A 22,580-nucleotide genomic window follows, 5' to 3' on the forward strand; every position below is an offset into this window, starting at 1 on the left:
TGCGTGGCGGCCTCAACGTGATTTCAAGCAAAATCGCACCGGCCACCTTTTACAAGGTGCGCCACCAGATACGGGTCATGCGGGTTGCTGCGATCATGAGCCGCAAAACATCACCCGGGCGGGCGAATGTCAAGACTCGCGGAAAGGCAGCCCTCCCGGCTAAAGTCCCTTTCCAGTCCAGGAGAAGGCCGAAATGACGTTTACCGTGACCAGCGACAGCTTCAAGGATGGCGATTATTTGCATCAGGACCATGTCCTGTCAGCCGATTTCAATTTCGGATGCGCTGGCGGCAACCGCTCCCCTCATTTGCGCTGGTCCGGCGCGCCGGAGGGCACCAAGAGTTTCGCCGTGACCTGCTACGATCCCGACGCGCCCACGGGCAGCGGTTTCTGGCACTGGGTCATGGTCAACATTCCGCCTTCCGTTGGCGAGCTTGCGCTCGATGCGGGAAATCCCAAAGGCGGCAAGCTGCCCTCCGGCGCGCTTCTGACCCGCACGGACTATGGCACGGCGGCCTATGGCGGCCCCTGCCCGCCCAAGGGCGATCACCCGCATCGCTATATTTTCACCGTCCACGCGGTCGGCGTCGAAAAGCTCGATGCCACGGCCGACACCTCGGCGGCGGTGATCGGTTTCCAGTTGCACTTCAAGGCGCTCGCCAGGGCGACCATCATGGGCCTGTACAAGCACTAGCAACGCCTCAACGAAAAAGGGCTCCCGAGGGAGCCCTTTTTAATTTGTGGCGCTGGTGGCCCGCGCTCAGTGCGCGTCCGCCCAGATCTTGCGCTTGGTGAAGTACAAGAGACCCGACAGCACGATCAGGAACAGCATCACCTGCATGCCGAGGCGCTTGCGGTCCTCGAGGTGCGGCTCCGCCGTCCACATCAGGAAGGCCGCGACGTCCCTGGAGTACTGCTCGACGGTCGCCGGCGAGCCATCGTCATAAGTGATCTGGCCATCGGACAGCGGCGGCGGCATCTTGATCGAGTGACCGGGGAAGTACGTATTGTAGTACGAGCCCTCGGGCAGCGCGAAGTCCGCCGGCTTTTCCTTGTAGCCGGTCAGGATGGCGTGGATGTAGTTCGGCCCCTTCTCCTGAAACTGGGTGAAGGCGTCGAACACGAACTGCGGAAAGCCGCGCTCGTAGCCACGGGCCTTCGCGATCAGCGACAGGTCCGGCGGAGCAGCGCCGCCGTTGGAGGCGCGGGCCGCCTGCTCGTTCGGGAACGGCGCGGGGAAATAATCCGCCGGGCGGCCCGGACGCTCGAACATGTCGCCCGCATCGTTCGGGCCGTCCTTGATCTTGTAGTCCGAGGCGAAAGCCGCCGCCTGCGCCGCCGAATAACCCGGACCACCCGGATCGGCGAGGTTGCGGAACGCTACGAGATTCAGCGAGTGGCAGTTCGAGCAGACTTCCTTGTAGACCTTGAGGCCGCGCTGCAACTGGGCCTGATCGAACTTGCCGAACGGACCTGCGAACGACCAGCTCTCCGAATGCGGCGTGGCGCCATGATCGGCGGCCCTGGCGCTGTCGAGGCCGCCCATCGTCAGCGAACCGGCAACCACCAGCGCGAGCGCCGCGGCAACCTTGCCGGACTTGGCCAGCACATCGTCGGCGATCGAGTTCGGCAACGGCCGCGTGGTCTCGATCCGCGACAGCACCGGCAGCACGATCAGGAAGTAGGCGAAATAGATCACCGTCAGCACGCGGCCGGCGATGACATAGATGCCTTCCGGCGGCTGCGCGCCGAGATAGCCGAGGCCGATGCAGGTCGCGACGAAGATCCAGAAGAACTGCTTGGCGAGCGGACGATACTTCGACGAGCGCACCTTGCAGCTATCGAGCCACGGCAGGAACGCCAGCACGATGATCGCGCCGAACATCGCGATGACGCCGCCGAGCTTGCTCGGGATCGAACGCAGGATCGCGTAGAACGGCAGGTAGTACCATTCCGGCACGATGTGCGCGGGCGTCACGGCCGGGTTGGCCTGAATGTAGTTGTCGGGATCGCCGAGGTAGTTCGGGATGTAGAAGATGAACCAGGCGAAGAACAGCAGGAAGCACGCCATGCCGAACGAGTCCTTGACGGTCGCGTACGGCGTGAACGGCACGGTGTCCTTTTCGGTCTTGGCTTCGACGCCGGCCGGATTGTTCTGGCCAGCGACATGCAGCGCCCAGACGTGCAGGACGACGACGCCCGCGATCACGAACGGCAGCAAATAGTGCAGCGAGAAGAAGCGGTTCAGCGTCGGATTGCCGACCGAATAGCCGCCCCACAGCAGCGTCACGATGCTGTCGCCGACGTAAGGGATCGCCGAGAACAGGTTGGTGATGACGGTGGCGCCCCAGAAGCTCATCTGGCCCCACGGCAGCACGTAGCCCATGAAGCCCGTGGCCATCATCAACAGGTAGATGATGACGCCGAGAATCCAGAGGATTTCGCGCGGCGCCTTGTACGACCCGTAATACAGGCCGCGGAACATGTGGATGTAGACGGCGATGAAGAACATCGACGCGCCGTTGGAGTGGATGTAGCGCAACAGCCAGCCGTAATTGACGTCGCGGACGATCAGTTCGACGGACTTGAAGGCGTAATCGACATGCGGGGTGTAGTGCATCGCGAGGATGACGCCGGTGATGATCTGCACAGCGAGCATCATCGAAAGGATGGCGCCGAACGTCCACCAGTAGTTCAGGTTGCGCGGCGTCGGATAGGCAATGAACGACGAATGAATGAGGCCGCCGATCGGCAGGCGTTGCTCAATCCACTTCAAGGCTGGATTTTGCGGGTTATAGGTAGAGGGTCCGCTCATGAGTTGCGATCCTGGAAGGTGGAGGCGACTGACGTCAGCCGATTTTGATCTTGGTGTCGGAAACGAAATTGTACGGCGGGACGTACAGATTGAGCGGCGCCGGCCCCTGACGGATGCGGCCCGAGGAATCGTACTGCGAACCGTGGCACGGGCAGAAGAAGCCGTCGTAATTGCCCTCATGCGCGATCGGGATGCAGCCGAGATGGGTGCAGATGCCGATCACGACCAGCCAGTTGTCGTGGCCTTCCTTGACGCGGGACTGGTCGGTCTGCGGATCGGGCAGGCTCGACACGTTCACCGAGCGCGCCTCCTCGATCTGCTTCTTGGTGCGGTTCATGATGTAGATCGGCTTGCCGCGCCAGAACACCTTGATGTCCTGCCCTTCGGCGATCGGCGACAGATCGACCTCGATCGGAGCGCCGGCCGCGATGGTCGAGGCATCGGGATTCATCTGGGAGATCAGCGGCCAGGCCACGGCGGCCGCGCCGACGACCGCGACCGAACCGGTGGCGACGTAAAGGAAATCACGGCGCGTCGCCGGATGTGCCGAAGAAGAAGCAGTCACGTTTGCAAACCCTTTCCGAACTGCAACCGTCCGACGAACCCATGGATTGCGCGGACGAACGCGCCGGAAACGTCAGTCGGTGCCCGCGGCCCTCGCGGGGGCAGAACCCACTTGTCCTGCTCAGCCGGGCAGAACAGATGATCTAGAATCGATCTATTGGCACCCTTGATGATTGAGCGCAAGCCCGGTATCGGCTCCCGCTCGTGCGATGCGCAAATTCGGCGCATCGCAGCGGTTTTTACCCCCTTTTTTCCGAGCCCGATCACCCCATGCGGATCGCCCTGTATCAACCGGACATTCCCCAGAATACCGGGACGATTCTGCGACTCTGCGCGTGTCTTGCGGTCGAGGCGCATATTATAGAGCCCGCAGGCTTCCCGGTGAGCGACCGCCATTTCCGCCGCGCCGGGATGGATTATCTCGATCAGGTTGCCATATCGCGTCATGTGTCGTGGACCGCGTTTCGTGCATGGCAGCAGGCGGATGGCGGGCGGCTGATGCTGTTGACCACCAAGGGCGCCACCTCCTATCTGGCGCATCGCTATGAAGATACTGATATTCTTCTGCTGGGCCGGGAAAGCGCGGGCGTGCCGGACGAGGTTGCCGCGAGCGCGGATCAGAGACTGGTGATCCCGATCGCGGAAGGCATGCGCTCGCTCAATGTCGCCGTCGCCGCCGCGATGGCGCTCGGCGAGGCGCTGCGGCAGACGCGACATGCTGTCACAAATGGAGACAATGCGCCGTGAGTTACGCGGTGAAGGAAATTTTCCTGACTTTGCAAGGCGAAGGCATGCAGGCCGGACGCCCGGCCGTGTTCTGCCGTTTCGCGGGCTGCAATCTGTGGAGCGGCCGCGAGCAGGACCGCGCGGAGGCCGTGTGCCAGTTCTGCGATACCGATTTCGTCGGCACCGACGGCACGCTCGGCGGACGCTATGCCACCGCCGGCGATCTCGCGGAGCGAATCGCCGCGACATGGGGCGCTGACAGCCGTCATCGATTCGTGGTGCTGACTGGCGGCGAGCCGATGCTCCAGATCGATGATGCGCTGATCGCAGCACTTCATGCGCGCGGCTTCATGATCGCTGTGGAGACCAACGGCACCCTGCCCGCCCCGCCCGGCCTCGACTGGATCTGCGTCAGCCCGAAGGCCGACACCGAGCTTGCGATCCGGCAGGGCCACGAGTTGAAGCTGGTCTATCCGCAGGTACAGAACGCGCCGGAGGATTACACCGCGCTGGCCTTCCAGCATTTTCTGCTGCAACCGATGGACGGGCCTGATCTGGCACAAAATACCGCGCGCGCAATCGACTATTGTCTGCGCCATCCGCAATGGCGGCTCAGCGTGCAGACCCACAAGACCCTCGGGATCAGGTAATTAGCGAGATGGTCGAGAAGATAAACCGTCACCCTGAGGTGCGAGCTCTTGCGAGCCTCGAAGGGCGACGGCGCCATCCTTCGAGGCTCGGCGCAAAAAGCGCCTCGCGCCTCAGGATGACGAGGCCGAACGAGTTGAGGTAATTGTTAGCCATGTGGGAACTGACCAAATCCTTTCACTTCGAGGCCGCGCACTCGCTCAAGGGCACGACGCTCGGCGAGAATAGCGAGGAGATTCACGGCCATTCGTTTCGCGCCGAGGTGACGATTCGCGGCGTGCCCGACCCCGCGACCGGCATGGTGATGGACCTCGGTCTGCTGGAGCGGAAGATCGCCGACGTGCGCAAGGCGCTCGACCACAAATTTCTCAACAAGATCGAGGCGATCGGCCTGCCGACGCTGGAGAACCTGTCGCGCTACATCTGGGACAATGTGCAGGGCGCGGGCGACGTCACGCGCGTCAGCATCCATCGCGACAGTTGCGGCGAGAGCTGCACCTATTTCGGGCCCCAATCAAAATGACGGATTGAACATGGACGCTTCCCTGCTCGACAGCCGCAAGACCTCCGCCCGCGCATGGTTCGAAAAGCTGCGCGACGACATCTGCGTCTCGTTCGAGCAGTTGGAGGACGAGGCCCCCGCCTCGCTCTATGGCGATCAGGCGGGACGCTTCACGCGCAAGCCGTGGGAGCGCACCGACCACACCGGCGCGCCGGGCGGCGGCGGCGTGATGTCGATGATGCGCGGGCGGCTGTTCGAGAAAGTCGGCGTGCACTGCTCGACCGTGTTCGGCGAATTCGCCCCCGAATTTCGCGCGCAGATTCCCGGCGCTTCAGACGATCCACGGTTCTGGGCCTCGGGCATTTCGCTGATCGCACACCCATGGAATCCGAACGTGCCCGCCGTGCACATGAACACCCGCTTCGTCGTCACCACCAGGCGCTGGTTCGGCGGCGGCGCGGACCTGACCCCGGTGCTCGACCGGCGGCGGACTCAGGAAGACCTCGATACCGTCTCCTTCCATGAAGCCTTCCGCAAGGCTTGCCATGCCCATACGGCGGTCGCGCCCTACGACAAGTTCAAGAAGTGGTGCGACGACTATTTCTTTCTCGCCCACCGCAAGGAGCCGCGCGGCATCGGCGGCATCTTCTACGACTGGCTGGAGTCCGGCGACTGGAATGCCGATTTCGCCTTCACCCAGGATGTCGGCCGCGCCTTTGCGGCGATCTATCCCGAACTGGTGCGGCGCAACTTCGAGGCCTCCTGGCAGGCCGCCGACCGCGAGGAGCAGTTGATCCGGCGCGGGCGCTACGTCGAATTCAATCTGCTCTACGACCGTGGCACCATTTTCGGGCTGAAGACCGGGGGCAATGTGGAGTCGATTCTGTCTTCCATGCCGCCCGAGGTTAAGTGGCCGTAAACCACGGTTCCTGCGGGCTTTGCTGTCCACTGTGGCCCGCAGGCTACATCCGGCCCGCCCGGAATCCGGTAGCTTTTGATCGAATTCATGCCGTCATCGGGTTTGGGGATTTTCATGAAAAAGTTTCTGCTGGGCACCGTGGCCCTGATCGCTCTGGGCAGCGCCGCCAACGCGGCCGATCTCGCGGCCCGCTACACCAAGGCGCCGGTCGTGGCGCCGGTGTCGAACTGGACCGGCTTCTACGTCAGCGGCGGTTTCGGCTACGGCCTGATGTCATCCGACCAGCACTCCACGACAGCCGGTGTTGCCACCTCGCTCGACAGCCGCATGGGCGGACGCGGTTATTTCGGCACCGTCGGTCTCGGCTACGACTACCAGCTCACCCCGGCCTGGGTGGTCGGCGTGTTCGGCGATGCGCAGTTCGGCGACATTCGCGGCAGCCTGGTCGATATTGCTGCACCCGCCATCTCGGGCCGCCTGAAGAACGACGCGAACTACGCCGCCGGCGCACGCCTCGGCTATCTGGTCGCGCCGAACGTGCTGTCCTACGTCAACGCCGGTTACAGCTACGGCCAGTTCAAGGGCTCAACTTTCTCTGACGGCGTCACCGCCATCGGCAAGTCGCATCGTGACGGCTGGTTCATCGGCGGCGGCGTCGAGAACGACCTGAACTTCTTCGGCATCAAGGCGCCGGGCTGGTTCATGAAGACCGAATACCGCGTCACCGAATATGACCGGAAGAACAGCCTGTATAACGACGGCAGCGGCAACGGCATCTCCTTCAAGCCCTACGTGCAGACGGTATCGACCTCGCTGGTCTATCGCTTCAACTCTCATGTGACGCCGGGTGCCAGCGCCGGTACGCCGTTCTACACCAAGGCGGCCCGTTCCCCCGCCTACAACTGGACCGGCTTCTATCTCGCTGGCGGCGGCGGCTACGGCCAGATGTCGTCCGATCAGCACACCGTCGATCTCACGACCGGCGCCAACGGCCTCGACACCCGCGCGGGCGGCCGTGGTTACTTCGGCACGATCGGCGGCGGTTACGACTGGCAGATCAACCCGACCTGGGTGGTCGGCGTGTTCGGCGACGCCCAGTTCGGCGATATCCGCGGCTCGCTGGCGGATGCGGCGGCTGGCGTGACCGGCCGTCTGAAGAACGACACCAACTATGCCGCCGGTGCGCGCCTCGGCTATCTGATCTCGCCGAACGCCCTGTCCTACGTCAACGTTGGCTACAGCCACGCCGACTTCAAGAGCGTCGCGTTCAGCGATGGCACGTCTATCGGCAAGTCGCATCGCGATGGCTGGTTCATCGGCGGCGGCGTCGAGAACGACCTCAACCTTCTGGGCATCCATGCGCCGGGCTGGTTCATGAAGACCGAATACCGCGTGGCCGAATACGACCACAAGACCAGCCAGGTCTTCGATGCCGCAGGTGTTGCGACGACCGGTGGCGTCGCCTTCAAGCCTTACGTGCAGACGGTCTCGACCTCGCTGGTCTATCGCTTCAACTGGGGTAGCCCGGTCGTCGCGAAGTACTGATCCGGCTCACACGAGCTGAAACAAAAAGCCCCGGAGCGATGCTCCGGGGCTTTTTTGTTTTGCATTCCATCATTCCGCCACCCGTGATTTGTCGCGCCGTCACACCATCCTGCTAGGCATGGCTGTACTCAAACGGGAGACAGGCCATGACACTGAAAGCGGGCGATATCGCCATTCTCAAATCGGGCGGACAGCCTCTGACGGTGGTCGCGGTCGAGGGCGAAAAGGCCGAGTGTCTCTGGATGGGTGCCGAAGGCGATCTGTTCCGGGAAACGCTTCCGGCCATCGCGCTCGAAATCGTCGAAATCGACCGGCCGGATGACGACGAGGATGAAGATGAAGATGAAGATGAAGATGAGGACGATGCGGCCTGACCAGCGCGAATCCGCTTCACGCGGGGGAATCCCTCAAAGCCGGTGATCGTGCCGGAAGCGTTCCAGCGTCTGCTCGGCGATCGCGGCAACGCTTGCGGCGTCGAGCGGAAAATTCGCCGCCAGCCACGCATCTTCCGCGAGCGTCAGGACGTGGCCGAGCGCCGGGCCTTCCTTCAACCCGCGCGCGATGAAATCCGCCGCTTTCAGCGGGAAAGTTGGCGCGCTCCAGCGCCGCGTCAGCGTGGCGAGTTCGCGCCAGCGCGGCGCCACGAAATCCCGGCCCGCCCGCGCCCATGCCAGCATGACGCGCTCGGTGTAACGGTCCGGACCGAGGCGATAGACGCGGCGGCGCGCCACTTCATCGTCCATCTGCCGCATCCGCCACCAGCGATGCCCCATGGAGTCCAGCCGCTTCGTTTCCGCATTCGACAGACGCAGCCGCACCGACAACCGCTTGGCATCCTCCGGCGTCGCCACCGTCAGCGCGCCGAGGCGGCGGATCGCATCGGCGGCGAAGCCGAGCATCCGCTCCGCCTCGACCATGTTGGCGAACGAACCATGATAACTGACGCCCGCGGTGATGCGGCCAAGCAGGCCGCCATCCTCCATTGCGATCAGCGCGTCCGCAGCGCCCTTCGCCACCACAAGCTTGAGAATTTCCATCCGGAGCCGCTCCGCCGACAGCGCGGCGAGCCCCTCGCGCGCGGCGATGCAGGCATCGACAGCGGCGCGATCCGGCTCGCCCTGCCCGTAAGCGGCGTGGATGCGGAAGAAACGCAGGATGCGCAGAAAGTCTTCCGAGATGCGCCGCGCCGGATCGCCGATGAAGCGCACGCGGCGCGCCTCGATGTCGGCGAGACCCCCGACATGGTCGTGCACCACACCGTCGGCGGACAGCGACAGGCCGTTGATGGTGAAATCGCGGCGCTGCGCATCCCGCACCCAGTCGCGGCCGAACGCGACCTTCGCTTTACGGCCGAAGGTCTCGATGTCCTCGCGCAGCGTCGTGACTTCGATGGGCGTGCCCTCGATCACCAGCGTCACGGTGCCGTGCTCGATCCCGGTCGGAACGCATTTGATCCGCGCGGCGCGCGCGCGGCGCACCACTTCATCCGGCAACGCCGTGGTCGCGACATCGATCTCGCCGACCGGCAGGTTGAGGAGCGCGTTGCGCACCGCGCCGCCGACGATGCGTGCTTCTTCTCCATTGGCGTTCAGAAGCGCGAGCGCCCGCGCCGCGGGGCCGGATGTCAGCCAGGCTGCGATGATCGTCGCGGTCGGGGTGGCGCGCCCGGTCATTTATCGGACCCCGGAATGAACTTGCCGTTCTCGACGCGCGCCGGCGTATAGGTCGTGTCCGGCGACGCGCCGGAGAAATTTGCCAGCAGTACGAGGCTCAGGATCACCAGCAGGCACGCGCCCATGCTCAATCCCAAAACGATGCGCGCCGGCCAGGATGAACGATTCAGCACCTCGCGGCGGCTTGCGAATACGAACAGCGCATAGGCAGCGAACGGAATCAGGAAAATCCCGATTTCGGTCAGCAGCGGTCGGATCATGACGTGTAGATCCGCTCATACAGCACACGCAGCATGCCGGCCGTCGCGCCCCAGATATAGCGCTGCTCATACGGCATCTCGTAAAAATACCGAAGCTTTCCGCGATATTCCTTGGTGCCCTGCTTGTGGTTCGCGGGGTCCATCAGGAATGCGAGCGGCACCTCGAACGCATCATCCACTTCCTCGGTGTTGATGGTGAGATCGAAGCCGGGGCGAATCCGCGCCAGCGTCGGCAGGATGCGGAAGCCGAAGCTCGTGGAGTAGACATCGAGATAGCCGACCGGCTCGATGAAATCGCGCGTCAGCCCGACTTCCTCCTTCGCCTCGCGCAGCGCCGCGTCCATCGGCGAGGCATCCTGCGGGTCGATCTTGCCGCCGGGAAACGAAATCTGTCCGGGATGATCGGCGAGATGCCCCGCGCGCGTGGTGAGCAGGACGGACGGCTGTTCGTGTTCGACGATCCCGATCAGCACCGCCGCCTGCCGGATCGGTTTCTCGCGCGCGACGATCTCCAGCATCCAGTCGGTGCCGCGGTCGCCGGTCCTGGCGACGATGCTCGGATCGGACAATGCGGGAGGCACATCGAAATTCAATTGCGCGCGGGCGCGCTTGAAGAATTCCGCCGATCCCATGTCGATCGAAGCGCGGTGCGGAACCGGAAGCGCGTGGGCACCCGCCTTGTCTTTCAGAAAGCTGTCGTTCAAGCTGAGCCCTTCAACTGCGCGGCATCGGCGATTGCGAAAAACACACCATTCGACGCCACGCCAAAAATCTCCTCGCCGCCGATCTGGCGAATCTCGCCGAGATCGACCAGTTCATAATATAACGGCCGCGACAGCTTTGCCCACAGCCCCGCGCGGACATGCAGATAGGGCGCAAGGCCGCCCCTCGGCGCGTCCTCGAACCGCAGCCCGTGGGCAGCGTCGCAATCGATCCATTCACCGACATTGGTGCGAAACGACAAAAGCCGCGCCCCGCCCTGTTCCCTTGCCCTCATCTCGACGGCGATAAACGGCGCGTCGTCCACGACGATGCCGATTTTTTCCACCGGCGTGACCAAAAAATAGCGCTCGCCCTCGCGTTTCAGCACGCTGGAAAAAAGTCGCACCAGTTCGGGACGCCCGATCGGGCTGCCGAGGTAGAACCAGGTGCCGTCGGAGGCGATACGGATGTCGAGATCGCCGCAAAACGGCGGATTCCACCGCTCGACCGGCGGCAGGCCGGACGTATTGACGCGCTGCGCCGCCGAGGCCAGCGCATCGAGGCGCTGGCCAACGTCCCCCGCTGCTATCGGCTGCCCTTGCTTCGCCATGGTTTTCCTCGACCGTGAGCAGTCTGGCACGATTTAGGCACGATTTTCCATATCCAAGCGGCGTTCACGCCCAATCGACGCAACGTGATGGATGTCGCCCCATTGGGCCGTTAAAATGGGGGATCGCGCCGTGCGGACAGACTATTTCCCGCAGGTCCGGGCTAACATCATCCAATCCGCCACTGACGCGGCAAGGAGCAGGAATGAACAGCGCAGATGTCGAAAAACTGGAAGACGTGATCGTCCGCTCCGCCGAGCAACTCGCGGGCAGCATCCGCGCCGCGCGTCAGGCCGTGTCCACCGTGATCTTCGGGCAGGAGCGCGTGGTGGACAACGCGCTGGTGACGATTCTGGCGGGCGGTCATGCGCTCTTGATCGGCGTGCCGGGCCTCGCCAAGACCAGACTCGTCGAGACGCTCGGCGTCACGCTCGGGCTCGACGCCAAGCGCGTGCAGTTCACGCCCGACCTGATGCCGTCCGACATTCTCGGCGCGGAAGTGCTCGATGAGAGCGCGGCGGGCAAGCGCTCGTTCCGTTTCATCGCCGGTCCGGTGTTCGCACAACTGCTGATGGCCGACGAGATCAACCGCGCCTCGCCGCGCACGCAGTCCGCGCTGTTGCAGGCGATGCAGGAGCAGCACATCACCGTCGCGGGCGCACGGCACGATCTGCCGGTGCCGTTCCATGTGCTCGCCACGCAGAATCCGCTGGAGCAGGAAGGCACCTATCCGCTGCCCGAGGCGCAGCTCGACCGTTTCCTGATGGAAATCGATGTCGGCTATCCCGACCGCGATGCCGAACGTAAAATTTTGTTCGACACTACCGGCGCGGAGCAGACCACGGCGAAGGCGGCGATGACCGCCGACACGCTCATCACCGCGCAGCGGCTGGTGCGCCGTTTGCCGGTCGGCGATTCCGTGGTGGAAGCGATCCTCACGCTGGTACGCTCCGCGCGCCCCGGCGAGGGCGGCGACGATGCCAAATCCATCGCATGGGGACCGGGCCCGCGCGCGAGCCAGGCGCTGATGCTCGCGGTGCGCGCCCGCGCGCTGCTCGACGGCCGCCTCGCGCCCTCCATCGACGACGTGCTCGAACTGGCCGAACCGGTGCTGAAGCATCGCATGGCGCTGACCTTCTCCGCCCGCGCCGAAGGCGAAACCGTCACAGGCGTGATCGGGCGGCTGAAAGCGCGGGTCGGTTGATGGCCGCGGTCCCCAAACCCGCGCTCACCGAAATCGAAGCGATACGGCGTGCCGATGGCGAAAGCCGCTCGCTCGCCGCGTCGATGCCCCGCCTCGTGCTGGAAGCGCGGCGCATCTCCGCGACCGTGATCCACGGCCTGCATGGGCGGCGGCGCGCCGGCACCGGCGAGAATTTCTGGCAGTACCGCCGTTTCGTTTCCGGCGAAGCCGCGCAGCGCGTCGACTGGCGGCGCTCGGCACGCGACGATCATCTGTACGTCCGCGAACAGGAGTGGGAAGCCGCGCATACCGTATGGCTGTGGCCGGACCGCTCCGCCTCGATGGCCTTCGCCTCGAAAGATGCGCGCGACAGCAAGCTGGAGCGCGCCATCGTGTTGAGCTTCGCGCTGGCCGACCTGTTAGTCGCGGGGGGCGAGCGCGTCGGCATCCCCGGCCTGATGCGCCCGAGCGCCAGCCGCGGCATCATCGACCGGATGGCGCAGGTGCTGCTGCACGACGTCGCCACGCGCGACAGCCTGCCGCCGGGTTTCGTGCCTGCCTCGCTCGCCGAGGTCGTCGTGCTGTCCGATTTCTGGTCGCCGCTCGGTGACATCGCGGCGATGATTGCTGGCCTCTCGGCCTCCGGCGCGCGCGGCGTGCTGCTGCAAATCGTCGATCCCGCCGAGGAAACCTTCCCCTATTCCGGCCGCGTTGAATTCAACGAGCCCGAAGGCGCGGGCGCCATCGTCGCCGGGCGCGCGCAGAACTGGAAGGACGATTACACCGCGAAGCTCAAACAGCACCGCGACGGCATCCGCGCGGAAACGACGCGGCGCGGCTGGCTGTTTTCCACGCATCGGACCGACCGCTCCGCCGCCGAACTGCTGTTGTACCTGCATCAGGCGCTCGCCGCATCTCGCGAGGGCAGCGCCAGATCGGGATGGCCGGCATGAACGGATTGCCGCTCTCCTTCACCGAACCGTGGCTGCTCGCGGGGCTGATCGCTCTGCCCGCGCTGTGGTGGCTGCTGCGCGTGATCCCGCCGCGCCCGGTGAAGGTGGAATTTCCGCCGACGCGGCTGCTGTTCGACATCAAGCCGCGCGAGGAGACGCCGTCGCGCACGCCGTGGTGGCTCACACTGTTACGACTGCTCGCCGCCGCGCTCGTGATCTTCGCCGCCGCGGGCCCGGTGTGGAATCCGAAAGGCGGCGCGAGCGCATCGTCCGGGCCGCTGGTGATCCTGCTCGATGACGGCTGGAGCGCCGCAGCGAACTGGGACGTGCGCATTCGCTCCGCCGACGAACTGATTTCGCAGGCCGATGCTGCGCGCCGCGCGGTGGCGCTGGTGCCTCTGTCCGAGCCCGCGCGCGACATCAGCCTGATGCCCCCCGGCACGGCGCGCGTGGCCCTTCGCCAATTTGCGCCGAAGCCTTACGGCATCGACCGCAGCGCCACGCTGCCGCTGATCAAACGCTTTCTCGGCGAGATCGGCGACGCCAGCATCGTCTGGCTTAATGACGGAATTGATAGCGGGCGCGGCGCGGACTTCGTGAGCGGCCTGCACGACGCCATCGGCGACCGCGCGCTGACGGTCTATGAAGGCGGCACGCCGCCGGCGCATGCGCTCGCCGCCGCCGAGAACGCCGCCGCGAAGATGACCGTGAAAGTGCTGCGCGCCACCGGCGGCATCGAGTCCGGCATCGTGCGCGCGCTCGACCAGAAAGGCGCGCCAATCGGCGAGACGCACTTTGCGTTCGACGCCACCGCGCGCGAGACGGAAGCTGCTTTCGATCTGCCGGTCGAACTGCGCAACGACATCGCGCGGCTGGAGATCGCGGGCGAGCGTTCCGCGGGCGCGGTGCAGTTGCTCGACAAGCGCTGGCGGCGGCGCGCCATCGGCATCGTCTCCGGCGCAAGCTCCGATATTTCGCAGCCGCTTCTCGCCACCACGTTCTATCTGACGAAGGCGCTCGCGCCGTTCGCCGACGTGCGCAATGCCGAGCGCAGCGCGCCTGACGATGCCATCAGGCAACTGCTGGACCAGAAATTGCCGATGCTGATCCTCGCCGATGTCGGCACACTGTCGCCGGAATTGCGCGAGCGGCTGGACGACTGGATCGCGCAGGGCGGCGTGCTGGTGCGTTTCGCGGGGCCGCGCCTCGCGGCAGGCGACGACGATCTGGTGCCGGTGAAGCTGCGGCGCGGCAACCGCAGCCTCGGCGGCACGCTGACATGGGAAAAGCCGCAGCACCTCGCCGCCTTCGCCGCCGATAGCCCGTTCGCCGGTCTGCCGGTGCCCGACGACGTGACCGTGACGCGGCAGGTACTCGCCGATCCAGATCCCGCGCTCGCCTCGAAAACATGGGCCTCGCTCGCCGACGGCACGCCGCTCGTCACAGGAGAGCGGCGCGGCAAGGGCGTGCTCGCGCTGTTCCATGTCAGCGGCGACACCCGCTGGTCGGATTTGCCGCTGTCCGGCACGTTCGTCGAGATGCTGCGCCGGATCGTCGACATGGCGGGCTATGCCGATGCCGCCGGAAGCAACCTGACGCCCGAGACCAAGATCGAGACGGTCGCGCCGACCCGCGTGCTCGACGGCTTCGGCGCCTTCACGGCGCCGCCTTCCACCGCCAAGCCGGTGAAGGCCGATTATCGCGGTGCCGCCAGCCTCGATCATCCGCCGGGATTCTACGGTCCGGTCGATGGCCCTGTCGCCGTCAACACGCTGGCCGCGACCGATCGCCTGACCGCGCTCGACACCTCGTCGCTCAACGCGACCCGCGCGAGCTACACCAACGCCGAGCCGCGCGACCTGCGCGGCACCCTGCTCTCGCTCGCGCTGCTGCTGTTCGTGGTTGACGCCATCATCATCGCCATTCTCGGCGGCGCGTTGGCCGGGTTGCTGCGGCGGCGCTCCGTCGCCACGGCGCTGGCGCTGGCTGTCATATCGAGCGCGCTCGCCCCGCACGCTCTGGACGCGCAAACCCGGACCGCCAAACCGGCAGTCACGGCAAACGCCGCCAAAGACGATTTCGCCATCAAGGCGGTGTCGCAGACGCATCTTGCCTATGTCGTCACCGGCAACGCGGAAGTGGACAATGTCGTGAAAGCGGGTCTCAGCGGACTGTCGCTGTTTCTCGCGCAACGCACCGCGCTGGAGGCAGGCGATCCGATCGGAGTCGATCCGGCGAAAGACGAACTCGCCTTCTTCCCGCTGATCTACTGGCCGGTGATCGCGGATGCGCCGAAGCCCTCGCAGGAGGCGATCAACAAGATCGACGCCTATATGAAGAATGGCGGCACGGTGCTGTTCGACACCCGCGACGCCATCGACGCGCCGCCGACCTCGAACGGAGAATCGCAGACCCCCGGCATGCTGGCGCTGCGGCAGATCCTGTCCTCGCTCGACATTCCCGAACTGGAGCCGGTGCCGCGCGAGCATGTGCTGACGAAGACGTTCTATCTGCTGCGCGACTTCCCGGGCCGCTTCACCTCGGGCCGGACATGGGTCGAGGCGCTGCCGCGCGAGGGCGACGAGGATGGCGTGGAGCGCCCGGCGCGGGGCGGCGACGGCGTCTCGCCCATCATCATCACCTCGAACGATCTCGCCGGTGCCTGGGCGCTGCGGCCCGACGGCCAGCCGATGCTGCCGCTGACGCCGGGCGAGCCGCGCCAGCGTGAATTCGCCTTCCGCGCCGGCGCCAACATCGTGATGTACACGCTGACCGGCAACTACAAGGCCGATCAGGTCCATGCCCCGGCGTTGATCGAAAGGCTCGGGCAATGAGGATGCGAAGGACGCCAAAGACGATCCGTCATCCTGAGGTGCGCGGCGACGCCGCGCCTCGAAGGATGCACGGCCCGATGATCGGCGTCGTCCTTCGAGGCTCGCCGCGAATGCGGCTCGCACCTCAGGATGACGCCTTGCCGCATGGGGAAAGGTGTAAGAAGGGGCACGCCTCATGACCCAATACGGCATCGCCTTCGCGCCGCTGGTCCCCTCGCTCGTGCTATGGCTCGGGCTTGCGGCCACGCTCCTGATCGCGGCCATCTCGCTGTTGCGGCGCGCACGCGGCGCGTTGTGGCGGGCGGCTGCCCTGGCCATGGTCCTGCTGGCGCTCGCCAACCCCTCTTTCACCCGTGAATCCCGCGAACCGCTGCCCTCGGTCGCCGCCGTCATCATCGACAAGAGCCCGAGCCAGAGTTTTGGCGACCGCGCGAAACAGACCGACGAGGCGCGCGACGCGCTGCTTGAGAGGCTGCGCGCCATCAAGGGCCTCGACGTCCGGGTGGCTGACGCCGGACAGGCGGATGGCGAGACCGACGGCACCAAACTGTTCTCCGCGCTCTCGGCCACGCTCTCCGACGTTCCGACCGACCGCATTGCGGGAGCGTTCTTCATTACCGACGGGCGCGTGCACGACATCCCGGCCAGCAACGCGACGCTCGGGTTTCAAGCGCCGGTCCATGCGCTCATCACCGGACACTCCGGCGAACGCGACCGCCGCATCGCCATCGTCTCGGCCCCGCGCTTCGGCATCGTCGGACAGACGCAGACCATCACATTCAAGCTCGACGATCAGGGCGTGGCCAACCAGCGCGCCGAAGTCACCATCCGGCGCGACGGCGAGGTCCTGAGCCGCCGCATGCTGACGAGCGGCGAGACCGGCCGCATCCGGCTCGAGATTCCGCACGCCGGACAGAACATCGTCGAGATCGAGGCTTCCCCGCTCGAGGGCGAACTGACGCCGGTCAACAACCGCGCCGTGGTGTCGATCGACGGCGTGCGCGACAAGCTCCGCGTGCTTTTGGTCTCGGGCGAACCGCATGCGGGCGAGCGCACCTGGCGCAATCTCCTGAAGTCCGACGCCAGCGTCGATCTGGTGCACTTCACCATTCTGCGGCCGCCGGAGAAACAGGACGGCACCCCGATCAACGAATTGTCGCTGATCGCATTCCCCACGCGCGAACTCTTCCAGCAGAAGATTAACGAGTTTCAGCTCATCATTTTCGATCGCTACGCCCGCCAAGGTGTTCTGCCGACTGCATATTTCGATAACATCACGCGTTACGTGAAGAACGGCGGCGCGGTTCTCGTGGCCGCCGGGCCGGACTATGCGAGCCCCACCTCGATCTGGCGGACCCCGCTCGATGCGGTGCTGCCGGCCGAGCCTGTCGATGTCACGGAGAAGGCGTTTCACGCGCGCCTGACCGACACCGGCAAGCGCCATCCGGTCACGCGCGGACTGGAAGGCTCAAACAGCGAGCCGCCGCATTGGGGCCGGTTCTTCCGCATCGTCGATACCCGCAATCCGACCGTGCCGCCGGTGATGGAAGGCGCGAACGGCGAACCGCTCCTGCTGCTGTCGCGACAGGGTGAAGGCCGGGTCGCGTTGCTGCTCTCGGACCAGATCTGGCTGTGGGCGCGTGGCTATGAAGGCGGCGGCCCGCATCTCGATTTGCTGCGGCGGCTGTCGCACTGGCTGATGAAGCAACCCGAACTCGACGAGGAGGCGCTGCGGCTGAAGACGCAAGGCCGCGATCTCGTCGTCACGCGCCAGACCATGGCGGACACGGTGAAGCCCGTGACCGTCACCTCGCCTTCGGGCAAGACCCGCGAGGTCACGCTTGCGCAGAGCGAGCCCGGCCTGTGGCGTGCGGCTCTGGGCGCCGACGAACTCGGCCTGTGGCAGGCGACCGATGGCGACCTGAAGGCGCTCATCAGCGTCGGCCCCGCCAACCCGAAGGAATTCTCCGAAGTCACATCGACGACGCAAGCGCTCGCGCCGCTGACGAAAGCAACCGGCGGCGACACGCGGCGAATTTCGGAGTCCGGCACCGTCGAGCTGCCGCGCATCCTGCCGATCCACGGTTCGACCGTGTTCGAAGGTTCGGGCTGGCTCGGCCTGAAGATGCGGGACGCCAGCGTGGTGCGCGGCATCGGCGCCTTCCCGGTGTTCGCGGGCCTGATCGGGCTCCTGCTGTTGCTCGGCGCTTTCGCCGCCACCTGGCTGCGCGAGGGACGGTGACGGCAAAACCACACTCCGCCACGCTCTGAGGACAGTATTCCGGGGTGGATTGACATCCCCGGAGCTTCCAATGTTACATTGTAACATCCGGTGGCCTGAAGCCCCGGCGTGGGGAATCCGTCTGTCATGACCTGGGTCCGGTCGAAAGCCAAAAGGCTGTCGTTGCTGGCGCTGTTCGCGCTGGCGATGCAGATCGGGCTGTCGTTCGGCCATACCCATGTCGCCGCCTGGTCGGCGGACCGCACGCAGGTCGCCAGCAGTTCATCCACCGGCGGCACCTCGGACCATAACGATGCCGCCGACGCGATCTGCGCGATTTGCGTCACCACCGCGATGGCGGCGAGCGGTCTGCATGCGGCGGCGCCCGTGCTGCCGCTTCCCGCCTCGTTCGCGACCGTCGCCTTCGCGCCGTTCGCACTGAAAGACACCCCGCGCGCGCGCGCCGCTGCCTTTCATTCGCGCGGCCCGCCTCTCTCCCTGACCTGAACCGTCCGTCCCGGCCATTCGCTCCCATGGCCGGCTCTCCGTTCAATCCGCGGCTGCTCATCCTGAGCCGCCCGCGGCGTCAGGATCAAATTCACAATGTCCCGCTCCTCCCTTCGCGCTTCGCTCGCCAGCGCCTCGGCGATTGCGCTTGCCGTGTTCACCCCGTCCGTCCATGCGCAGCAGGCCACGCCGCCCGCGGCCACACCGGCCCCCGCGCCTGCCGCCTCAAGCGGCACGGTATTGCCGGAAATCATGGTGCATGCACCAAGCCCCATCGATCATCACCGCCACCGCCCGGTCGTCGCCGCAAGGCACGGCAGCGGCGTCGCGCGCAACTCGGGCAAGCCGAAAGACAAACCGGACACGCCCGCTATCGCACAGGCCGCGTCCGCTCCCGCGCCGTCGCAGGGCACGCTGCCGATCGTCACCGACCAGTTCGCGACCGTCACCGTGGTGCCGAACGAGGAAATCCGCCGCAGCGGCGCGCAGACCTTCGGCGACCTGTTGAACGACAAGCCCGGCATCACCGGCTCGTCGTTCGCGCCCGGCGCATCGAGCCGCCCGATCATTCGCGGCCTCGACATGAACCGCGTCGGCATCGTCGAGAACGGCATCGGCAGCAACGGCGCATCCGATCTCGGCGAGGATCATTTCGTCCCGATCGACCCGCTCACCACCAACCAGATCGAGGTGATCCGCGGCCCGGCGACGCTGCGTTACGGCTCGACCGCGATCGGCGGCGTCGTCAGCGCCACCAACAACCGCATTCCCGATGCGCTGCCGTGCAATCCGGTGTCGCCATCGCAGACCTGGGGCTACGACGTGAAAGCGCCTTCCAGCTCCGGCTATTGCAGCAATTTCGAAACCCGCACCGGCTATTCCAGCATCGACAACGGCCGCGAGGGCGCGGTCTTGCTGGACGCAGCCAGCAGCAACTTCGCGATCCACGCCGATGGCTTCGACCGCAAGACCGACAGCTACGGCATTCCGAGTTCGCCTTACCGGTTCGATCCGGCGCGGCCCTTCAACGGCACGCAGGCGAATTCCGGCACGCATTCCTACGGCGGATCGGTCGGGGGCACCTACTTCTTCACCGGCGGCTATATCGGCGCGGCGATCCAGCAGAACAATTCGCTCTATCATATTCCCGGCATCGACGGCGAAGAGCACAACACGCGCATCGACGCCAAACAGACCAAGTTCACCGCGAAGGGCGAGTACCGTCCCGATGCCGCTGCGATTGATGCGATCCGCTTCTGGGTCGGCGCGACCGATTACAAGCACAATGAAATCGGCCTCGGCGACGACGGTAGCGACGGCGTGCGCCAGACCTTCACCAACAAGGAGCAGGAAGGCCGCCTCGAGGTGCAGCTCGCGCCGGTGAATGTCAACTTCGCGACGATGACGTCGGCGCTCGGCGTGCAGGCCTCGCATCAGGAACTGAACGCGCCAAGCCCGGACGACATCGGCAGTCCATTCAACGGACTGTGGGACCCGAACAGCAACACCCGCGTCGCCGGCTACTCGTTCAACGAATTCGCCTTCAGCAACACCACCAAGGCGCAGATCGCGGGCCGCATCGAGCACGTCAACCTGTCCGGCTCGACGCCCTCCTTCGTGCCTGAGCTGTTCAACGATACCTCCGCCATCGGTCCTGCGGTTTCGCGAAATCTCAACTTCAATCCCGCGAGCGGCAGCGTCGGGTTGATTCAGAACCTGCCCTACGGCCTCGTCGCCAGCGTCACCGGGCAATACACCGAGCGCGCGCCGAAACCCGCCGAACTGTTCTCGCGCGGCGGCCACGATGCGACCGTCACGTTCGACATCGGCAATCCGAACCTGAAGATCGAGACCGCGAAATCGGTCGAGATCGGCCTGCGCAAGAACACCGGTCCGTTCCGGTTCGAGCTGACCGGTTACGACACGCACTTCAACGGCTTCATCTACCGTAACCTCACCGGCAACACCTGCGACGGCACCGCGTGCGTGGCGAACGACAGCCTCGAACTCAATCAGGCGATCTATTCGCAGCGCAACGCCCATTTCCGTGGCGCGGAATTCCAGTTCCAGTACGACGTGATGCCGCTGTGGTTCGGCACGTTCGGCGTCGAGGGGCAGTACGATATTGTCCGCGCGACGTTCGACGACGGCAGCAACGTGCCGCGCATTCCGCCGCAACGGCTGGGCGGCGGCATCTACTATCGCGACGCCAACTGGCTCGCGCGCGTCAACCTGCTCCATGCCTTCGCGCAGAACGACATCGGCGGCATCGAGACATCGACGCCGGGTTACAATCGCCTGAAGGCGGAGCTGAGCTACACCACCAAGCTCGCCAAGACGGACTGGTGGGGCGCGCAGGAACTGCGCGTCGGCATCGTCGGCGACAATCTGCTCAACGAGGACATCCGCAACGCGGTGTCCTACACCAAGGATGAGGTGCTCTTGCCCGGCATGGGCGTGAGGCTGTTCGCCAACATCAAATATTGAGGCTTCCTCTAGCCTCAGCAAACAAGTCCGAGCAAAGCGGCCGCCTCCGGGCGGCCGTTTCTATTTTCGGTCGAACATTCTTTTCCAGCCGGCATTCTGCCGCCTGGCTTTCCCTTGACATCTCAGCCATAGAATATGTTATGTTATAACATAACAAATGAGGACCGATGTCCTATTCTTCCCGGCTCAACGCCATTCACAGGCTCTTTGATCTCGATGCAAAAACTCCCCGTCACCGTCTTGTCCGGCTTCCTCGGTGCTGGGAAGACCACGCTGATGAACCATGTGCTGAACAACCGCCGCGGCCTGAAGGTGGCGGTGATTGTCAACGACATGAGCGAAGTCAATATCGATGCGGATCTCATTCGTGACGGCGGCGCCAATCTGTCGCGCACGGACGAGAAGCTCGTCGAGATGACGAACGGCTGCATCTGCTGCACCCTGCGCGACGATCTTCTCAAGGAAGTCCGCCTGCTCGCCGAAAGCGGCCGCTTCGATTATCTGCTGATCGAATCCACCGGCATTTCCGAACCCCTACCCGTGGCCGCGACGTTCGACTTCCGCGACGAGGACGGCGACAGCCTGTCCGATGTCGCCGTGCTCGACACCATGGTCACCGTGGTCGATACCGCGAATCTGCTGAAGGACTATTCGTCCGTCGAATTTCTCAAGGATCGCGGCGAATCCCTCGGCGACGACGACAAGCGCACGCTGGTTGATTTGCTGGTCGAGCAGATCGAGTTCGCCGATGTCGTCATCCTCAACAAGATCGACGCCGCGACAACCGCACAGCGCGACGCGGCGCGCAAGATCGTGCGCGCGCTCAATCCCGATGCCGACATCGTCGAGGCCGATCACGCGCGGGTGCCTTACGAGCGGGTTCTCAACACCGGCCGGTTCGATTTCGAGCGCGCGCAACAGCATCCGCTCTGGGCGAAGGAGCTTTACGGCTTCGCCGATCATGTGCCGGAGACAGAAGAATACGGCGTCACGAGCTTCGTCTATCGCGCGCGGCGACCGTTCGAGCCCGCCAAATTCCAGCAGTTCCTGCGCGAAAGCTGGCGCGGCGTGATCCGCGCCAAGGGGCATTTCTGGCTGGCGACCCGGCCGCAATGGCTCGGCGAACTCAGTCAGGCCGGTGCAATCGTGAAAACCGAGGGTCTCGGATTCTGGTGGGCGAACGTGCCGGTGGAACGCTGGCCCAACGATCCGTTCTGGCGGCAGAGCCTGAAAAAGAACTGGAACGATATTTACGGCGACCGGCGGCAGGAGATCGTCTTCATCGGCACCGGCATGGACGAAGATTCCATTCGCGCCAGACTCGATGCCTGCCTTGTCGATGGCAAGCCGGGCATGCACATCGATCAATGGTCGCGATTGCCGGACCCGTTTCCGCGCTGGCGGCGTGCGGACGAGATCGCGGCGGAGTGAAG

The 22,580-nt window shown here is 65.1% G+C and carries 20 protein-coding genes; 14 read left to right on the forward strand and 6 right to left on the reverse strand.

Features of this window, described 5'->3' with window-relative positions; translation table 11 throughout:
• The first annotated feature begins 193 nt into the window (after window positions 1-193).
• Window positions 194-694, forward strand: a complete 501-nt coding sequence (locus AFIC_RS11970) for a YbhB/YbcL family Raf kinase inhibitor-like protein (protein WP_275246461.1) — start codon at window positions 194-196, stop codon at window positions 692-694.
• Between the two features lie 66 nt (window positions 695-760).
• Here the strand turns inward: AFIC_RS11970 and AFIC_RS11975 are convergent, their stop codons facing one another.
• Both AFIC_RS11975 and petA read right to left on the reverse strand, forming a co-directional pair.
• Window positions 761-2,815, reverse strand: a complete 2,055-nt coding sequence (locus tag AFIC_RS11975) for a cytochrome c1 (protein ID WP_275246462.1) — start codon at window positions 2,813-2,815, stop codon at window positions 761-763.
• 34 nt (window positions 2,816-2,849) lie between these two features.
• A complete protein-coding gene (petA, locus tag AFIC_RS11980) occupies window positions 2,850-3,380 on the reverse strand; it encodes a ubiquinol-cytochrome c reductase iron-sulfur subunit (RefSeq protein ID WP_009340337.1) in 531 nt (176 codons plus the stop codon).
• A 269-nt stretch (window positions 3,381-3,649) separates the two neighbouring features.
• On the opposite strand from petA, the gene AFIC_RS11985 reads away from it, so the two are divergent.
• The 6 genes from AFIC_RS11985 (at window position 3,650) to AFIC_RS12010 (ending at window position 8,093) form a co-directional block, all read left to right on the forward strand.
• A complete protein-coding gene (locus AFIC_RS11985; RefSeq protein ID WP_275246463.1) occupies window positions 3,650-4,126 on the forward strand; it encodes a tRNA (cytidine(34)-2'-O)-methyltransferase in 477 nt (158 codons plus the stop codon).
• The gene (queE, locus tag AFIC_RS11990) at window positions 4,123-4,755 is read left to right on the forward strand and encodes a 7-carboxy-7-deazaguanine synthase (RefSeq protein ID WP_275246464.1); all 633 of its coding nucleotides are present in this window, start codon (window positions 4,123-4,125) and stop codon (window positions 4,753-4,755) included. The genes AFIC_RS11985 and queE overlap by 4 nt, the downstream gene beginning before the upstream one ends.
• 152 nt (window positions 4,756-4,907) lie before the next feature.
• Entirely contained in the window at window positions 4,908-5,276 is a 369-nt protein-coding gene (locus AFIC_RS11995; protein ID WP_275246465.1) for a 6-pyruvoyl trahydropterin synthase family protein, read from the forward strand.
• 10 nt (window positions 5,277-5,286) lie between these two features.
• A complete protein-coding gene (hemF, locus tag AFIC_RS12000) occupies window positions 5,287-6,174 on the forward strand; it encodes an oxygen-dependent coproporphyrinogen oxidase (protein ID WP_275246466.1) in 888 nt (295 codons plus the stop codon).
• Between the two features lie 114 nt (window positions 6,175-6,288).
• Window positions 6,289-7,719, forward strand: coding sequence for an outer membrane protein (locus AFIC_RS12005; RefSeq protein WP_275246467.1), 1,431 nt, complete (start codon window positions 6,289-6,291; stop codon window positions 7,717-7,719).
• A gap of 146 nt (window positions 7,720-7,865) precedes the next feature.
• Complete coding sequence (locus AFIC_RS12010) at window positions 7,866-8,093, forward strand: YodC family protein (RefSeq protein WP_275246468.1); 228 nt, start codon at window positions 7,866-7,868, stop codon at window positions 8,091-8,093.
• A gap of 33 nt (window positions 8,094-8,126) precedes the next feature.
• On the opposite strand, the gene AFIC_RS12015 is transcribed toward AFIC_RS12010, so the two are convergent.
• Genes AFIC_RS12015 through AFIC_RS12030 form a run of 4 tightly spaced genes read right to left on the reverse strand, consistent with a single transcriptional unit; the run spans window position 8,127 to window position 10,964 of the window.
• A complete protein-coding gene (locus tag AFIC_RS12015; protein ID WP_275246469.1) occupies window positions 8,127-9,392 on the reverse strand; it encodes a CCA tRNA nucleotidyltransferase in 1,266 nt (421 codons plus the stop codon).
• Complete coding sequence (locus tag AFIC_RS12020; protein ID WP_275246470.1) at window positions 9,389-9,652, reverse strand: DUF6111 family protein; 264 nt, start codon at window positions 9,650-9,652, stop codon at window positions 9,389-9,391. Before AFIC_RS12020 ends, AFIC_RS12015 begins: the two co-directional genes overlap by 4 nt.
• Window positions 9,649-10,356 (reverse strand): CoA pyrophosphatase, encoded by a 708-nt coding sequence (locus tag AFIC_RS12025; protein ID WP_275246471.1) that lies wholly within the window; start codon window positions 10,354-10,356, stop codon window positions 9,649-9,651. The genes AFIC_RS12020 and AFIC_RS12025 overlap by 4 nt, the downstream gene beginning before the upstream one ends.
• A complete protein-coding gene (locus AFIC_RS12030) occupies window positions 10,353-10,964 on the reverse strand; it encodes a DUF1285 domain-containing protein (RefSeq protein ID WP_275246472.1) in 612 nt (203 codons plus the stop codon). Before AFIC_RS12030 ends, AFIC_RS12025 begins: the two co-directional genes overlap by 4 nt.
• Before the next feature lie 203 nt (window positions 10,965-11,167).
• Here AFIC_RS12030 and AFIC_RS12035 point away from each other — a divergent pair, with 203 nt between their 5' ends.
• The 7 genes from AFIC_RS12035 (at window position 11,168) to zigA (ending at window position 22,578) form a co-directional block, all read left to right on the forward strand.
• Window positions 11,168-12,166: an AAA family ATPase gene (locus tag AFIC_RS12035; RefSeq protein ID WP_275246473.1), complete on the forward strand. Its 999-nt coding sequence runs from the start codon at window positions 11,168-11,170 to the stop codon at window positions 12,164-12,166.
• A complete protein-coding gene (locus AFIC_RS12040; protein ID WP_275246474.1) occupies window positions 12,166-13,098 on the forward strand; it encodes a DUF58 domain-containing protein in 933 nt (310 codons plus the stop codon). The genes AFIC_RS12035 and AFIC_RS12040 overlap by 1 nt, the downstream gene beginning before the upstream one ends.
• Window positions 13,095-15,932, forward strand: coding sequence for a DUF4159 domain-containing protein (locus tag AFIC_RS12045; protein ID WP_275246475.1), 2,838 nt, complete (start codon window positions 13,095-13,097; stop codon window positions 15,930-15,932). The genes AFIC_RS12040 and AFIC_RS12045 overlap by 4 nt, the downstream gene beginning before the upstream one ends.
• A gap of 175 nt (window positions 15,933-16,107) precedes the next feature.
• Window positions 16,108-18,174, forward strand: a complete 2,067-nt coding sequence (locus AFIC_RS12050; RefSeq protein WP_275246476.1) for a hypothetical protein — start codon at window positions 16,108-16,110, stop codon at window positions 18,172-18,174.
• A gap of 126 nt (window positions 18,175-18,300) precedes the next feature.
• Complete coding sequence (locus AFIC_RS12055) at window positions 18,301-18,660, forward strand: hypothetical protein (protein ID WP_275246477.1); 360 nt, start codon at window positions 18,301-18,303, stop codon at window positions 18,658-18,660.
• A gap of 96 nt (window positions 18,661-18,756) precedes the next feature.
• A complete protein-coding gene (locus tag AFIC_RS12060) occupies window positions 18,757-21,147 on the forward strand; it encodes a TonB-dependent receptor (protein WP_275246478.1) in 2,391 nt (796 codons plus the stop codon).
• Between the two features lie 216 nt (window positions 21,148-21,363).
• Window positions 21,364-22,578, forward strand: a complete 1,215-nt coding sequence (gene zigA / locus AFIC_RS12065) for a zinc metallochaperone GTPase ZigA (protein ID WP_275246479.1) — start codon at window positions 21,364-21,366, stop codon at window positions 22,576-22,578.
• Window positions 22,579-22,580 lie beyond the last annotated feature (2 nt).

It is taken from the genome of [Pseudomonas] carboxydohydrogena, assembly GCF_029030725.1.
GTDB classification, from domain to species: Bacteria; Pseudomonadota; Alphaproteobacteria; order Rhizobiales; family Xanthobacteraceae; genus Afipia; species Afipia carboxydohydrogena.